This window comes from Alphaproteobacteria bacterium (genome assembly GCA_041396705.1).
Classification (GTDB): Bacteria; Pseudomonadota; Alphaproteobacteria; order CALKHQ01; family CALKHQ01; genus CALKHQ01.
In genome coordinates, this window is sequence record JAWKYB010000002.1 from 355,722 (window position 1) to 371,420 (window position 15,699).

Annotated in this window: 14 protein-coding genes; 9 read left to right on the forward strand and 5 right to left on the reverse strand. The window is 67.9% G+C overall.

Annotated features, from left to right (window positions below):
• Positions 1 to 253 precede the first annotated feature (253 nt).
• The 3 genes from R3F55_01620 (at position 254) to R3F55_01630 (ending at position 4,140) form a co-directional block, all read left to right on the forward strand.
• Entirely contained in the window at positions 254 to 1,657 is a 1,404-nt protein-coding gene (locus R3F55_01620) for an ATP-binding protein (protein MEZ5666133.1), read from the forward strand.
• 9 nt (positions 1,658 to 1,666) lie between these two features.
• Positions 1,667 to 3,022, forward strand: a complete 1,356-nt coding sequence (locus tag R3F55_01625) for a sigma-54 dependent transcriptional regulator (GenBank protein MEZ5666134.1) — start codon at positions 1,667 to 1,669, stop codon at positions 3,020 to 3,022.
• 169 nt (positions 3,023 to 3,191) lie between these two features.
• Positions 3,192 to 4,140, forward strand: a protein-coding gene (locus R3F55_01630; protein MEZ5666135.1) for an IS630 family transposase whose coding sequence is annotated in 2 segments (ribosomal slippage) — positions 3,192 to 3,535 and positions 3,534 to 4,140 — 951 coding nt in all. Because the reading frame shifts where the segments join, the coding sequence is not laid out codon by codon here.
• 13 nt (positions 4,141 to 4,153) lie between these two features.
• On the opposite strand, the gene R3F55_01635 is transcribed toward R3F55_01630, so the two are convergent.
• Positions 4,154 to 4,624, reverse strand: coding sequence for a hypothetical protein (locus R3F55_01635; GenBank protein MEZ5666136.1), 471 nt, complete (start codon positions 4,622 to 4,624; stop codon positions 4,154 to 4,156).
• Between the two features lie 243 nt (positions 4,625 to 4,867).
• On the opposite strand from R3F55_01635, the gene R3F55_01640 reads away from it, so the two are divergent.
• Complete coding sequence (locus R3F55_01640; protein MEZ5666137.1) at positions 4,868 to 5,239, forward strand: nuclear transport factor 2 family protein; 372 nt, start codon at positions 4,868 to 4,870, stop codon at positions 5,237 to 5,239.
• Positions 5,240 to 5,257: 18 nt separating this feature from the next.
• Here R3F55_01640 and R3F55_01645 read toward each other — a convergent pair whose 3' ends face one another.
• From R3F55_01645 to R3F55_01655, 3 genes are all read right to left on the reverse strand, one after another.
• Positions 5,258 to 6,112 carry a carbohydrate ABC transporter permease gene (locus tag R3F55_01645; GenBank protein MEZ5666138.1) on the reverse strand — a complete coding sequence of 285 codons (855 nt, stop codon included), beginning with the start codon at positions 6,110 to 6,112 and terminating at the stop codon, positions 5,258 to 5,260.
• A complete protein-coding gene (locus tag R3F55_01650) occupies positions 6,109 to 7,098 on the reverse strand; it encodes a sugar ABC transporter permease (GenBank protein ID MEZ5666139.1) in 990 nt (329 codons plus the stop codon). The genes R3F55_01645 and R3F55_01650 overlap by 4 nt, the downstream gene beginning before the upstream one ends.
• 111 nt (positions 7,099 to 7,209) lie before the next feature.
• On the reverse strand, positions 7,210 to 8,547 hold the full coding sequence (locus R3F55_01655; GenBank protein ID MEZ5666140.1) for an extracellular solute-binding protein: 1,338 nt from the start codon (positions 8,545 to 8,547) through the stop codon (positions 7,210 to 7,212).
• A gap of 311 nt (positions 8,548 to 8,858) precedes the next feature.
• On the opposite strand from R3F55_01655, the gene R3F55_01660 reads away from it, so the two are divergent.
• The 5 genes from R3F55_01660 to R3F55_01680 all read left to right on the forward strand — a co-directional run bounded on the left by R3F55_01660 (position 8,859) and on the right by R3F55_01680 (position 14,356).
• The gene (locus R3F55_01660) at positions 8,859 to 9,641 is read left to right on the forward strand and encodes a FadR/GntR family transcriptional regulator (GenBank protein MEZ5666141.1); all 783 of its coding nucleotides are present in this window, start codon (positions 8,859 to 8,861) and stop codon (positions 9,639 to 9,641) included.
• 81 nt (positions 9,642 to 9,722) lie between these two features.
• Positions 9,723 to 10,541 carry an ATP-binding cassette domain-containing protein gene (locus R3F55_01665; protein MEZ5666142.1) on the forward strand — a complete coding sequence of 273 codons (819 nt, stop codon included), beginning with the start codon at positions 9,723 to 9,725 and terminating at the stop codon, positions 10,539 to 10,541.
• A gap of 23 nt (positions 10,542 to 10,564) precedes the next feature.
• On the forward strand, positions 10,565 to 11,683 hold the full coding sequence (locus R3F55_01670; GenBank protein ID MEZ5666143.1) for an ABC transporter permease: 1,119 nt from the start codon (positions 10,565 to 10,567) through the stop codon (positions 11,681 to 11,683).
• 146 nt (positions 11,684 to 11,829) lie between these two features.
• Positions 11,830 to 12,813 (forward strand): substrate-binding domain-containing protein, encoded by a 984-nt coding sequence (locus tag R3F55_01675; GenBank protein ID MEZ5666144.1) that lies wholly within the window; start codon positions 11,830 to 11,832, stop codon positions 12,811 to 12,813.
• 310 nt (positions 12,814 to 13,123) lie between these two features.
• Positions 13,124 to 14,356, forward strand: a complete 1,233-nt coding sequence (locus R3F55_01680; GenBank protein ID MEZ5666145.1) for an SGNH/GDSL hydrolase family protein — start codon at positions 13,124 to 13,126, stop codon at positions 14,354 to 14,356.
• Positions 14,357 to 14,513: 157 nt separating this feature from the next.
• Here R3F55_01680 and R3F55_01685 read toward each other — a convergent pair whose 3' ends face one another.
• Positions 14,514 to 15,689 carry an acetyl-CoA C-acetyltransferase gene (locus tag R3F55_01685; protein ID MEZ5666146.1) on the reverse strand — a complete coding sequence of 392 codons (1,176 nt, stop codon included), beginning with the start codon at positions 15,687 to 15,689 and terminating at the stop codon, positions 14,514 to 14,516.
• Positions 15,690 to 15,699 lie beyond the last annotated feature (10 nt).

Sequence of the window (15,699 nt, forward strand, 5' to 3'; positions counted from 1 at the left end):
CAGAGCAAGCGTCAGGCCACAACGTGCGGGCACCGACGAACCCATCTCAATGTCTTGATTTCAAAAGAAAAACGATTTCGTGCGCCGATCTGGCGCCTTCATGTGCGGCGGCAGGTGGGTGATATCCCCCAATGCGGTGGGGGATATCGCATATCCCATGTCGCAAATTTTAGAACAGCCAGCTTCAGCCGGTGTGCGCCAGCGGCCTATGCTCGCGGGAACCGACGAGGTAGGTAACGGGAGCGGACCCCCCATGAACAAGATCGGCGCTCGTCAAGCGTCATCGTTGATCCGTGGCGGCGGAAATTCGAAACGCGCTTTCCCGATGGTTCGCTGGATCATGCTGGCCAGCTTCGTGGTGATCGGGCTCATCAGCGTGACGGCGGCGACGCTGCTGTCGGGGTTCCTGACTCGCCACATGCTGGACCGCGACGCCCAGGTCCTGACGCAGATGGTCAATGCAATCGTGCGCGTACAGGGTGCCCACGAGTATTTCGTGGGTGACGCTGGAGCCGTCTCTGCCAATGAAATGGAGGCGTTCTTCCGCCAGATGGCGCAACTGCCGGATGTCATTCGCGCAAACGTGTATGGCGATGACCGTCGCATCCTGTGGTCCAGCGACCGGGATCTGATCGGACGCAGCTTCGCCGACAACGAGGACCTGGAGCTCGCCTTCCAGGGTCAATCCACGCCAGAGGTCGAGGTTGTCCGGGTCGGAGACAAGGCCGAACATATCGAATTCCCCGAGGACGTTACCCAATTCGTCGAAAACTACGTGCCGATATGGTCGGCGGATCGCAGCCGCGTGCTCGGCGCCGTCGAATTCTATACGTCGCCGACAGAGCTCCTGGCCGTCATCGATCAGGGGCGCAACCTAGTCTGGATCGGTGCCGCGGTGGCGGCGCTCGCGCTCTACGTCGCGCTGTTCCTGGTGGTGAGCCACGCCAGCCAGAACATTCGCCAGCAGGAGGAGCGGCTGATTGAGAGCGAACGAATGGCGGTCGTTGGCGAGATGGCCTCCGCGGTCGCGCACGGCCTGCGCAATCCGCTTGCAGCCATCCGTTCGAGTGCCGAACTGCTGCTTCTCGACGATCTGCCGCCGTCGTGGCGTCAGTCGATTTCCGACATCGTCTCGCAATCCGATCGGCTCGAAACCTGGATTCGGGCGATGTTGACGCGCGCAAGAGAGAACCCTTCGGAAGCGGCCCGGCTTGCGCAGCTGGACCAAGTCATCCGCGACGGGCTGGAGACCTATGCTGCGCAAATGAGGGCGCGCGGCATCGGCGCTCAGTTCGACTGCGAAGGACACTCACCCCTGATAGCGGGCTCGCCATCCGAGCTGCGGCAGGTGCTCAACTCAATTTTTGCTAATGCGATCGAAGCGATGGATGGGGGCGGGGAGTTGCGTGTTGTCAGAACAGTGAAGGCTGAAGGCTGGGTCCGGATTTCCGTCACCGACACCGGCAAGGGGATACCGGACACTATGAAGAAGCGGGTGTTCGAGCCATTCGCGACAGATAAGTCATCTGGCCTGGGGGTTGGTCTGCCACTTGCGCGCCGGATCGTCGAACGTCTCGGCGGCAGCATCGATATCGCTGACGCGCAGCCATGCGGCACGGAGGTCGTGTTGCATCTGCCGGGACAAGGTAGCCCGTAAGGAGCCCCCATGACACAAGTGCTGGTTGTCGAGGATGAGGTAGTCCTCGGACGGAACATTTGCTCCTATCTGCGCAAGCGCGGCTTCACGGCCGAATTCGTGACAACGGCCGAGCAAGGCGTCGATGCGTTCCGCAGGTTTCGGCCGGCGCTTACACTGCTTGACTATCGACTTGGTGATCAGGACGGCATCGAGGCCTTGCGGCGCATTCGCGACCTCGATCCGACGGCGCAGGTGGTCATCATTACCGGCCACGGCGAGATCGGCGTCGCCGTTCGCGCCATGAAGGCGGGCGCGCTGGACTTCTTGCCAAAGCCGCTGACGCTGGCGAACGTCGCCCAGATCGCCGCCGACGTGTTTCGCACCGCCGAGAGCACGCAGATCGAGGTCAACAGCGGCCTGCGGCGCATCGAGGGCCGGTCCGGCGCCCTGCAGGAGTTGCGGGCAAGCATTCAACGCATACTGGATACAGTGGGCTTCAGCGCCGCCACCCCGCCGTCGGTGTTGATCGCGGGTGAGACCGGGACCGGCAAGGAGCTAGTCGCACGGGCGATCCACGAGGATGGCCCCCGGCGCGACGGACCGTTCATATCGGTGAATTGTGCCGCGCTGCCCGCCGACCTGGTCGAATCAGAGCTGTTCGGCAGCGAGCGTGGCGCATTCACCGACGCGAAGTCGTCGCGTCCGGGACTGTTCGAGGCGGCCGACGGCGGCATTCTGTTCCTCGACGAGATCGGCGAGATGTCGCTGGGGGCTCAGGCCAAGCTGTTGCGTGTGCTCGAGGACCGGTGCGTGCGACGCGTCGGCTCGACGACCGAAAGGCCGGTAAATGTGTGGGTGATCGCCGCCACGAACCAGCAATTGTCCCAGCTCGCCCAGGTCGGCGCCTTCCGCAAGGATCTCATGTTCCGCCTGCAGGTGTTGTGGGTGCAGACGCCGCCGTTGCGCGAGTGCGACGCGGATATTCTGCCGATGGCCAGGTCGCATGCAGCTGCTGTCTGTCAGCGCTATGGGTTGCCGCTGCGTGATTTCTCGTCGGGGGCACGGGCCCGGCTGGTCGGTCACAGCTGGCCCGGCAATATTCGCGAGTTGCGCAATGTCGTGGAGCGCGCATGCCTGACGACAAGGGGCGACGTCGTCGCCGAGGATTGTATTCGGTTCGACGCCCACGTCGACAAGGCGGTCGTCGCCGAGTACATCCCGTCCAGCTTGCACGACCTGGAAACCACCGCGCTGCGCAACGCGCTGGCGGCGTCCGACGGCAACGTCACCCGTGCCGCCGCTATGCTTGGGATATCGCGCGATACGATGCGTTACCGGATGGACAAGTTCGGTCTGGAGCGCACGAGCCACACCGCGGGCTGATCGTGCAGCGGCCGGCGCGCGGAGGTCAGCAAACCGACCTGCTCTGCCGGCTCGACACCCTGCTTCTCTCGTCTTCTAGAGCACATTCTCATCTGACGGAATCGCGGGGGATTCCCAGAGAGGTCGATTTCTGATTCAAGATGCAGGCTGGTGAAGGAGGCCAGCCTGCATGACTCGACCTCTTTCGATGGATATCCGCACCCGGCTGGTCTCGGCGGTGGCGGACGGAATGACGCGGCGCGCGGCGGCGAAGCGCTTCGGTGTCGCAGCCTCGACGGCGATCAAGCTGATGGATCAATGGGAGCGCACGGGCGAGCTCGAGGCTCGGCCGCAGGGCGGGGACCAGCGCTCGCATCGGCTGGAGGCGCACGCCGCGGAGATCCTGGGTCTGATCGAGGCGCGACGCGACATCACGCTTGCGGAGATCGTCGCGCACCTGGAGCGCGTGCATGGTCTGAAGGCGGCGCAGAGCAGCGTGTGGCGGCTGCTCGACCGTCACGGCATGAGCTTCAAAAAAAACCGCGCACGCCAGCGAGCAGCAGCGTCCTGACGTCCTGAGGCGCCGGCGCGCCTGGTTCGCGCTTCAGCCTGAGCTGGAGCCGGATCGGCTGGTGTTCATCGACGAGACCGGAACCTCGACCAAGATGGCCCGCCGCTGCGGCCGCTCCCGGCGCGGCGAGCGGTGCCGGGCGCCAGTGCCGCACGGGCATTGGAAGACCACCACCTTCGTCGGCGCGCTGCGCACCGGCGGCATGACCGCGCCGATGGTGCTCGACGGCGCCATGCACGGACGCGCCTTCCTGGCCTATGTCGAGCAGGTGCTGGTGCCGACGCTTGAGCCCGGCGATATCGTCGTCATGGACAACCTGCCTGCCCACAAGCCGGCCGCCGTGCGCCAGGCTATCGAGGAGGCCGGCGCCGAGCTGCGCTTCCTGCCGGCCTACAGCCCCGACTTCAACCCGATCGAGATGGCCTTCGCCAAGCTCAAGGCCTTCCTCAAGAAGCACGCGCCCAGAACCGTCGACGACCTCTGGAACGCCATCGCCAGAGGCATCGACACCTTCACCCGAACCGAGTGCCTCAACTACTTCGCTGCTGCCGGATATGACCGTGACTGATTGGAAAAATGCTCTAGTCAGCGGCCAGGCCGGCCTCGACCCATGCCGGCATGTAGACCGGCGCTTGGCGCGGATAGAGGCGGTCGAACCCGCCGTCGCCGTCGGTATCCACGATGGCGACGACGTTGTCGTCGGTGGCCAGCAGGTAACCCCAGACCGCCCCGGCCGAGGCGAAGCTGGAGATCCGGTAGTCCCGGCTCCAGTTGCAGGCGGTGGACAGCGTGTCGTTGCCGGGGATGTTGATCGACTGGTCGCCGTCGGTCTGGATGCCGCGGCACGGCCGGGCGAGGTCGTCCGGCAGCAGATGGTCGAAGTCGCCGTCCAGCACGCCGGTCGGGTTGGCGAAGCCGTTGACCGCCCCGATCAGCCGGCTCTCGTCGGACGAGCCGAGCGCCAGCGCCGCAACCGCGCTCACTGCCATCGCCGCAGCGGCCAGCAGCAGCCAGCTGCGCGGCGCCGCGTCCGTGTCGATCGCAACCGTCATGTCGTCCTCCCACCCTGCGCGCGCCATGCAACGGTGTGCGGCGCCGACCGTCTCCGGGTCAGTCGCACGGCAGGCCGGCAAGGTTCACGAGGACGCCAGGCGGCCGGAAGCAGGTCACGCCGTCCTGATTTGACCGTGTGCCGGCAGCCCGCAATCGTGCGCCTGCCCGGCGCGGCTCGGGCCGGTCGCCCCATGCGGCGCGGCAGCGGCCCGGCCAGCGCGTGCAAATGAAGGGAGGCCGGCATGAGCACGATGGATATAGCGCGCAAGATGGTGGACCTGTGCCGTGAAGGCAGGAACGAGGAGGCGCTGGACACCCTGTTCGCCGACGACATGGTCAGCGTCGAGGCGGCGTCGATGCCCGGCATGGACCGCGAGATGAAGGGCCGGTCGGCGGTGAAGGCCAAGGGCAAGTGGTGGGTCGACAACCACGAGATCCATGCGGCGGAGATCACCGGGCCGTGGCCGAACGGCGACCGCTTCGTCGTCGGCTTCCGCTACGACGTCACCAACAAGCCGTCCGGCCAGCGCTTCCGGATGGACGAGGTCGGCCTCTACACCGTCAAGGACGGCAAGATCGTGCGCGAGGAGTTCTTCTACGACATGGGCGGCTGAGCGGCGGCGGGCGGCGGCTCACTTCACCCCGCCGCTGGTCAGCCCGCGGATCAGCCAGCGCTGGAAGAAGGTGGCCAGCACGTAGACCGGGGCGATGCCGGCCAGCGAGGCCACGGCCATCTGGCCGTAGCGCAGTTGGCGGTCGCCCTGGTAGAGCGCGAGCCCGGTCGGCAGCGTCTTGGCGGCGTCGGGCTTGTTGAGGAAGGCGCCGAGCAGGAACTCGTTGTAGCTGAGGATCAGGCAGATGATGCCGGTGCTGACGATGCCCGGCAGCATCAGCGGCAGCGCCACCCGCCGCAGCACGCCGAAGTAGCTGGCACCGTCGATATAGGCGGCTTCCTCCAGCTCCAGCGGCAGCCGGCGCACGAAGCTGGACAGCAGCCAGAAGGCGACGGGCAGGTTCATCACCCCGTAGACGAGGCCGAGCCCGATGATCGAGTTGTTCAGCCCGATCGTCTTCAGCAGGAAGAACAGCGGGAACAGGGCGACGATCGGCGGCGCCACATAGGTGCCGAGCACGAAGGCCGGCAGGAACTTGCCGCCGACCCGGAAGCGGATCATCGCGTGGGTCGCCGGCGCGGCCACCATCAGGGTTACCGTCGCGCCGATGATGGCGGCCAGCGCCGAGTTGCGCAGATAAAGGTCGACCGCGACCGAGCCGAAGGCGTCCGGATAGTTCTGCCAGAACAGCTGCTCCGGGAAGAAGCCGCCGGTGGCGATGTCCGACTGGGTCTTCAGCGAGACCATGACCATGAACAGCACCGGGAACACGAAGAAGGCGACCACCAGCGCGGTCGCGATCCAGCGCGCCGGCGTCCAGCCGGAGAAGCCGCCGGCGGCGCGCATCGGCCGGTCCATCTCGCGCAGGCTCATGACAGCCTCCGCTCGGCGACGTCGTGGGCGATGGTGAACGGCACGGTGATCAGCCCGACCATCACCGCGAACAGCAGCGTCTGGGCCGCGGCGGCGCCCATGTCGAACTGCTGGATCGCCTCCTGGTAGATGTGGAACGTGGTCAGCCGCGTCTCCTGGCCCGGCCCGCCTGCGGTCAGCACGAACACCAGGTCGAACACCTTGAACCCGATCACCAGCTTGAGCACGGCGATGGCCAGCAGCGCCGGCGCCAGCATCGGCAGCGTGATCGAGCGGAAGATACGGACGCCGGATGCCCCGTCCAGCCGAGCCGCCTCGTAGATGTCGGTCGGCTGCGTCTGCAACGCGGCATAGGTCATCAGGGCGACGAAGGGCGACCACTGCCAGACGTCGGCGAGGCAGAGAAGCGGCAGCGCAAGCTGCGAGGAGCCGAGGAACGAGACCGGCTGGCTGAGGATCGACAGGTCCATCAGGAACCCGTTGAGCCAGCCGCCGGCCGGCATCAGCAGCAGCTGCCACATCACCGCCACCGTCACCGGCGGCGTCATCAGCGGCAGCAGGATCAGCGTGCGCAGGATGCTGCGGCCGCGCACGGCGCGGTCGACCAGCACAGCCACCGCGACGCCGAGCAGCAGCGCGCCGGCCGTGGTCGCGAAGGCGTAGACCACCGATCGCCACAGCGAGTCGGTGTATTTCGGCTCGCCAAGAGCGTCGCCGAAGTTGTCCAGGCCGATGAAGTTCTTGGCGATGAAGCCGACGGACTCGTCCGACAGGTCGAGGAAGAAGGGCGCGGCCAGGTTGGCCTTCAGCAGCGACAGCACCACCAGATAGATGAACGGATAGATCGCGAACACGATCAGCCCGACCAGCATTGGCGTCACCACCGCCCAGGCCATCAGGCGCCGGCCGCCGATCCCGGCATTGCCGCGGCCGGATCGCGCACGGCGCGGCGCCGCGACCGCGGGTAGCTGTTCGCTCAGGCTCATGGCACGCCGTTCCGGATCAGGGCTGCATCAGACGGCCGGCGGGCGTCCGCGCCCGTCCCCCGGCGAGGGACGGGCCGGGCACCCGCCGACCCCTGTGCGCTCCGCGGCCGGTCAGCCGAGGATCTCTTCCCACTTCGCCTGGGCGTCGGTCATCGCCTGCTCGGCGGTCTTGTCGCCGGCCAGCATCAAGCCGAGCTCGTCGGTCAGCACCTGCATCAGCTCCGGCGATTCCGGCTTGGTCGGCCACGGGAATGCATGCTCGATGGCCTCCTGCACCGCATCGGCCTGCTTGGGCGCGAAGCCGCGATAGGCCTCCATCGCCGAATAGCGGGTCGGGTCGACGCCGGTCTTGTTGTTGGTCAGCACGGAGATGTGGGTCTCCTTGCTGGCCGTCATGCGCACGAAATCCCAGGCCATGTCGGTGTTGTGGCTGCCGGTCGACACGCCGAACGACCAGCCGGCGTTCATCGCCGGACGGTTGACCGTGTTGCTGCCGCCCACCGGCATCGGCACCACGCCCCATTGGCCGACGATGGCGCTCTGCTCCGGATCCTCGGCCCAGGTGCCGAGGTCGGTCCAGAACTCGATCATGCCGGCCTGGCCGCCGAGGAACACCGGGATCGAGTTGCCGAACTCGGTCTCCAGCGGCGTCGGGGTCGCATAGGGCGCGGCATCCAGCATGGCCTGCGCGGCCGCGATGCTGGCGTCCGACGCCAGCGCCGGCGCGCCGTTGGCGTCGAGGAAGTCGCCGCCGAAGCCGCCGAGGCGGTTGGCGTAGGTCGAGCAGATGATGATCGGGAACTGCTTGCACATCATCAGCGCGCCGTAGGTGCCGCTGCCGCCCTCGGCGTCGGTCACGGTCTTGATGACGTTGAGGTGGTCGTCCCAGGTCTTCGGCGCGGCCAGCCGTTTCCGCTCCAGGATGGCGGTGTTGTAGAACAGCACGTGGGTGTCGCCGTCATAGGGCAGCCCGTAGCGCCCGCCGTCGACCAGCGTGTAGGTGTCGTACAGCGCGCCGAGGAAGTCGGCCGGGTCGATGTCGGGATCGGCGTCGATGCGGTCGGCGACGTTCAGCAGCACGTTGTCGCGGACCAGCGCCTCCTTGTCGACATACCAGTACTGGAACACGTCCATCTCGTTGGCGCCGGAGACCACGTCCAGCGTCGCCTGGGCGGTGGCCTGGTCGTAGGGCACCGTCACCGCCTCGACCGTCGCGCCGGTGAGCTCGGAGAAGGCGGCCGACAGCGGCTCGATCGAGCCGGCATGCGGGTTGATGATCATGAAGCGCAGCGTTTCGCCGGCATAGTCCGCAGCCGCGGCAAGACGCATCAAGGCCGGGTTCGCCAGCAGCGGACCGGCCATGGCCGCGGAGGCTGCGCCGCGCACGAAACGGCGGCGCGTGACCGGCGCATTCAGTCGGTTCGAAAGCCTGGCATCGATCTCGTACATCTTGTCTCCTCCCGTTTCGTTCTGGTTCGCGCGGCCGGTCGCGCACGCCGGGCGCCACGTCCACCGCTTGCGCCAGGCTGGCCGCTTCATCGTCGCGCTGCAACCCGGGCGCGGCTCACACTGCTGTATTTGCAAATCGCCTGCAACAGGGTGCACGCATGCGCGGTCGGCCGGTTCCGCCCGGTCGGCCGGCAGTGGTTCAGGCCGCCCGGCCTTGCGGGAGCGAATCGGGTTGACGGGCCGGCGGCGATTGATTCTGGTATGATGAATTGGGCGCGGCCGTCGCGCCAGGGGCGCGGGAGTAGCAGGATTTGGTCGACAGCAGGACCGGCGCGGCCGCCCGGCCGAAACGCAACACCCTGCACCAGCGCGTTGTCGACACGCTCGGCGCGCAGATCGTCGCCGGCCAGACCGCGGTCGACGAGGTGCTGCCGAACGAGCAGGGGCTGTGCGCCCTGCTCAACGTCAGCCGCACCGTCCTGCGCGAAGGCATCAAGACGCTGGCGGCCAAGGGCCTGGTCGAGACCCGGACCAAGGTCGGCACCCGCGTGCGGCCGCGCACCGACTGGAACATGCTGGACCCCGACGTGATGAGCTGGCGGCTGCTGCATGCCGACCGGCAGCAGGCGGCCTCCGAGTTGTTCGACATGCGCATGATCTTCGAGCCGGTCGCGGCCCGCAAGGCGGCGGAACGCGCGGTCGAGACCGACCACGACGCCATCGCCGCGGCCCATCGCGAAATGCGCGAGCGGGCCAGCAACGGCGAGGACTACATCGAGCCGGACATCGCCTTCCATTGCGCCATCCTCAATGCGACCGGCAACCAGTTCCTGGCCGGACTCGGCAAACTGATCGCGGCCGGCCTGCGGCTCAGCTTCCGGCAAAGCTGGGCGCGTTCCGAGACACTGAACCGGGCGATGCTGGAGCATGAGGCGGTGCTGAACTTTATCCGCTCGGGCGACGGCCAGCGCGCCGAGGAGGGCATGCGCAAGCTGCTGCAGAACGCACGCTCCGACTGGCGGCGGGTCGAGGCCAGCCGCGCGAGCGCGGCGCCAGCGCCGGACGCGATGGCGCTCGACCGCCAGCCCGGTTGACTGCATATTTCACATGCGGCACCGTTTGATTTCGTAATACGAATTAGCGGGAGCACGGGCCGCCAGGCTGGAACGTTCGCGATGACCGACCGGCAGCAGCACGTAGGGAGCGATGGCACGGCCGGCGCGCCGGTACCGCGCCCGGTGGTCGAGATTCGCGGCCTGCACAAGCGCTACGGCAACGTGGTGGCGCTCGACGAGATCAACCTGGAGATCGGCGCCAACGAAATCCTCGGACTGATCGGCGACAACGGCGCCGGCAAGTCGACGCTGATCAAGATACTGACCGGCGTCGAGACGCCGACGGCCGGCGAAATTCTGGTCCGCGGCGTGCCGATCGACTTCGCGCGCTACAACGTGCGCGCCGCCCATCGGCTGGGCATCGAGACGGTCTATCAGGAAAAGTCGCTCGGCGATAAGCAGCCGCTGTGGCGCAACTTCTTCGTCGGCCGCAACGTCGCCAACCGCTTCGGTTTCATCAAGGTGCGCGAGCAGAAGGCGCTGGCCGAGCAGGTGCTGATGGGCGCGATCGGCTTCCGCGGCGTCGGCATCAACGTGGATGCCACCGCCGGCAACCTGTCCGGCGGCGAGCGCCAGGGCATCTGCATCGGCCGCGCGATGTTCTTCGACGCCGATCTGATCGTGCTCGACGAGCCGACGGTCGCGCTGGCGGTGAAGGAGGTCCGCAAGGTGCTGAACTTCATCGCCGACATCAAGAAATCGAACCGGGCCTGTCTCTATGTGGAGCACAACCTCGCCCACGTGCACGAGATGGCCGACCGCATGGTGATCGTCGACCGCGGCCGCATCGCCGGCGAGGTGCGGCGCGGCGAGATGACGGTGGCGCAGCTGACCGACTTCATGCTGTCGCTGCAGGCCGAGCGGGAGGCGCAGCCTTGACCGACGTCGGCGCAGGGCGACGCGTGGGGCGCGCACAGCCGCGGCGCCCGCTCGTCGCCCGGCTGTTCGCGGTCGAGGGGGTGCCGATCTTTTCGGTGTTCCTGCTGGTGCTGGTGTTGCTGATGGTCCTGGCGCCAAACGCCTTTCTCGGCTGGCGCACCTACATCTCGATCCTGGTCAACTACCAGCACTACATCATCTGCGCGCTGGGGCTGACCCTGGTCATCGCCGCCGGCGAGATCGACCTCAGCTTCCCGTCGGTCATCACCTTCTCCAGCATCGTCTTCGCCTCGTTCTACCGTTTCGACCTGGTGCCGTGGATCGCCTGGGTCGGCGACGGCGTCGCGCCGGAGGAGATCCCGGCGATGCAGGCGCAACTGGCCTGGGTCGGGCTGGTCGCCGCGGTGCTGGCCGGCGCCGTCGCCGGCTACGTCAACGGCGTGCTGGTGGCGCGGTTCGGCATCCCCTCGATCATCGCCACGCTGGCGATGAGTTTCGTCTGGCGCGGCATGGCGGTGTTCCTGGCGGCCGGCCGGCAGTATTCGCTGCGCGACTTCAACGATACCCTGCAGTGGGACCTGACCACGGGCCGCGTCCTGACCGGGCTGTTCGTCGAGGAGGGCGTGGTGCTGCGCAAGCCGGACGGCATTCCGCTGCAGGCGCTGATCGTGATCGCGGTCGCGGTGCTGCTGTGGTTCGTGCTCAACCGCCACCGCTTCGGCGAGGCGCTGCTGTTCATCGGCGACAACGCCAACGTCGCGCGCGTGATGGGCATCGACGTGCGCCGCACCCGCACCCGCCTGTTCACGCTGATGGGGGCGATCGCCGGCCTGGCCGGGGTGTTCCTGACCTCGGAGACCGAGAACTTCACCACCACCCAGGGCCAGAGCACCCTGCTGATCGTGATGGCGGCGGTGTTCATCGGCGGCACGTCGATCTTCGGCGGCTCCGGCTCCATCGTCGGCAGCTATATCGGGCTGCTCATCGTCGTCACCCTGCAGGTCGGCATGGTCGCGGTCGGGCTGGGCGGCGAGATCGCCGACATGACAATCGGCGCGATCTTCATCGGCGCGGTGCTGGTGCACATGGTGGTCGAGAAGCCGGACCGGCTGCAGGGTCTGGGGCTCAGGCGCCTGCGATGAGTGCGCGCAGCCCGGGTTCCGCGCATCATCCGAACGGCGAACCGGGCCGCGAGCGGCGGGAAGTGGGGCAAGAACGCGACCGGGCGCAACCCGGCGGGAGCGGGAAACCGAGGAAGCGGCCTCGTGCCGCAAGGGAGGGACGTAGCATGAGAACCGTATTGCGCAGCCTTGTCGTCGCCACCGTGGCCAGCAGCGCACTGGCGGCGATCGCCGGCGCCCAGGGCATCGGCGAGGGCGTCATCATCTACATGCAGATGGGCGGCCAGCCCGGCCAGCCGCCGGTGCTGCCGCGCACCAACGGCGCCGTCGCCGCGGCCGAGGCGCTGGGCGCCACGCTGTTCGAGCAGTATTCGAGCTGGAATCCGGAAACCATGCTGGCCCAGTTCGACGAGGCGATGGCGGCCGATCCCGACTGCATCGTGATCATGGGCCATCCGGGCAACGACGCCTTCGCCGACCGGGTTGCCGACGCCTTCGCCCGCGGCATCGTCGTCACCTCGAACAACGCGCCGCTGAGCGAGCTGCTGCCGAAGTACCAGGACCAGGGCTTCGGCTATGCCGGCGTCGACCTGTACGAGGGCGGCGCGATCACGGCGCGGGCGATGCTGAACGCCGGGCTGGCGCCGGGCGACCATGCCCTGGTCTACGAGCTGTTCAGCTCCGGCGACCGCGGGCTCTCCGGCAAGGGCATGGCCGACACGCTGGAAGCGGCCGGCGTGGTGGTCGACCGGGTGGAGATGAGCGCGGAGGTCGACGGCAATCCGCCTGCGGTGGTGCCGATCCTGGTCGCCTATCTGCAGGAGCACCCCGACACCAAGGCGATCGGCACCCAGCACGGCGGCGTCACGCCGCAGCTGCAGGCGGTGATGGAGCAGGCCGGCCGCACGCCGGACAACCTGATCCTGGCCGGCATCGACACCGACCCGGTGACCGTGCAGGCGATCGGCGAGGGCTACATGGCCGCGTCGCTGGACCAGCAGCTGTATCTGCAGGGCTTCCTGCCGGTGCTGCAGTGCGTGCTCAGCGTCAAGTACCACATGGGCGGGATGACCACGAACACTGCCGCAGGTACCCTGTCGCCGAAGAATGTCGAGATGCTGATGCCGCTGATCGAGCAGGGCATCCGCTGACCGCCGAGCCGTTCCGGATGCGAAGGGCCGGCCGCCGGGACGGCCCTTCCGTGCCGCCGCGCGAAAGACTTGCCAAATAATCGGCGCGGTGGGAGCATCGCCGGACCGGTATTCGCGTCGCGACCGCCGGTCGCGCCGGGCTCCCGGCACCTGTCCCTCAAACACCAGGACTGAATGCCGAAATTGTATGCACTGGCCTCGGGGCTGCCCCGGGGCCGGTCGGCAACAACGGCGTCGGAACAATGGAGGAAATGTCATGACATTCCGTAATGAAGACTTGCGACCGGTTCGCCGGTGGCCGCCCCTCGCCTTGGCCGGTGCGCTGGCCCTTGGCCTCGCTTTGCCGGCGGGCCCGAGCCGTGCCGCCGGCGGCGACTGGATCGACACCTGGGGTGCCGCGCCGCAGCCGATCTGGGCAGCCGACTTCCTGGCGCCGCTGACCTTCCCGCGCAACCTGTGGGGTCAGACGATTCGGCAGGTCGCCCGGGTCTCGCTCGGCGGCGAGCAGGTCCGCATCGCGATCTCTAACGAATATGGCGCCATGCCGATGACCGTCGACGCGGCGCACGTCGCGCTGTCCGACGGCGGGGCCAGGATTCAGGCCGGCACCGACCGGGCGCTGACCTTCGGCGGCGCGGCCTCGATCACGATTCCGGCGGGCGCGTCGGCGGTCAGCGACGCGGTCGACCTGAGCGTGCCGGCGCTGGGCAGCGTCGCGGTCAGCCTGTTCTTCGCCGATGTGACGCCGACAACGACCATGCACTGGGATGGCCGCCAGACCGCCTACATCGTCGGCGGCGACAAGACCGCCGATGCCGACATCGCGCCGGACGCCACCACGGAATCGCGGCTGTTCCTCAGCCGTATTATCGTTAATGCGCCGGACAACCCCCGCACCATCGTCACCTTCGGCGATTCCATCACTGACGGCGACGGCTCCTCCACCGACCAGAACAACCGCTGGCCCGACGTGCTGGCCGAGCGGCTGAACGCCGCCGGCGACACCCGGACCTCGGTGGTCAACGAAGGCATTTCGGGCGAACGCGTGCTGTCCGACCGCATGGGCATCAACGCGCTGGCGCGGTTCGAGGAGGCGGTGCTGACCCACCCGCATGTCGAGACGGTAGTGTTCATGATGGGCATCAACGACATCGGCTGGCCGGACATGGTGCTGGACCCGACCGCCGCCGAGCCGACCGCCGCCGACGTCATCGCCGGCTACCGGCAGCTCATCGCCCGCGCGCACGACCACGGCATCCGCATCGTCGGCGCCACGCTGACGCCGTTCAACAACGCCTTCGGCGGCGGGCCGCTCGAGGGCTACTACAACGCCGACAAGGAGGCGATCCGGCTCGAGGTCAACGACTGGATCCGCAACGGCGGCGGCTTCGACGGCGTGATCGACTTCGACGCGGTGGTGCAGAATCCGGCGGATCCCAACCGGATTCTGCCGGAGTTCAACAAGGGCGACGATCTGCATCCGAACGACGCCGGCTATGAGGCGATGGGCAACGCCGTCGACTTGGCGCTGGTGGCGCCGTAAGGCGGGCGGTTCGCGCCTGCGCGAAACGGAAGGGCCTGCGTTCGCGCCGGCCCTTTTCTTTCGTCATCATGCGATGCCCGGCCCACCGGGCCGAGGCAAGCGGCCAGGCAGTTGGCCCGGGGACGACGGTCCTCTCAGGCTTGCGGCGGTCTGCGCCTCAGCCGCGCTCGACGCACATGGCGATGCCCATGCCGCCGCCGATGCACAGCGTCGCCAGACCCTTCCGGGCGTCGCGCTTCTGCATCTCGTGCAGCAGGGTGACCAGCACGCGGGCGCCGGACGCGCCGATCGGGTGGCCCAGTGCGATGGCGCCGCCGTTGACGTTGACCTTGTCGGTGTCCCAGCCGAGGTCCTTGTTCACCGCGCAGGCCTGGGCGGCGAAGGCCTCGTTGGCCTCGATCAGGTCGAGGTCGCCGATCGACCAGCCGGCCTTCTCCAGCGCGCGCCGGCTGGCCGGAATCGGGCCGGAGCCCATCACCGCCGGGTCGACGCCGGCGGTCGCCCACGCGGCGATGCGGGCCAGCGGCGTCAGCCCGCGCTGCGCCGCGGTCGCCGCCGACATCACCACCAGCGCCGCCGCACCGTCGTTCAGGCCCGAGGCGTTGCCTGCGGTCACGGTGCCGTCCTTGGCAAAGGCGGGCCGGAGTCCGGCCAGCGTGTCGACCGTGGTGCCGTGGCGCGGATATTCGTCGGCGTCGACCACCGTCTCGCCCTTGCGTTGCTTCACCGTCACCGGCGCGATCTCGTCCTTGAACCGGCCCGCCTTCTGCGCCGCCTCGGCCTTCTGCTGCGACGCGGCGGCGAAAGCGTCCTGCTGCTCGCGGGTGATCTGCCACTTCTGGGCGACGTTCTCGGCGGTGGTGCCCATGTGATAGCCGTTGAAGGCGTCCCACAGCCCGTCCTTGATCATGGTGTCGACCAGGCTGAGGTCGCCGAATTTCTGGCCGGAGCGCAGGTGGGCGGCGTGCTGGGCCAGGCTCATGCTCTCCTGGCCGCCGGCGACGACGATGGCGCTGTCGCCCGCCTGGACCGCCTGGCTGGCCAACGCCACCGCGCGCAGGCCCGAGCCGCAGACCTGGTTGATGCAATAGGCGGTGCGTTCCTGCGGGATGCCGGCGGCGATCGCGGCCTGTCGCGCCGTGTTCTGGCCTTGGCCGGCGGTCAGCACATGGCCCAGGATCGCCTCGTCGACGTCGCCCGGCTCGATCCCGGCGCGCGTCATTGCCGCGTTGATCGCGACGGTGCCGAGCTGGGCCGCGGTCAGGCTGCTCAGGCTGCCGTTGAACGAACCGATCGGCGTGCGCGCGGCGCTGACGATCACCACATCCGACATCGTAAGTCCT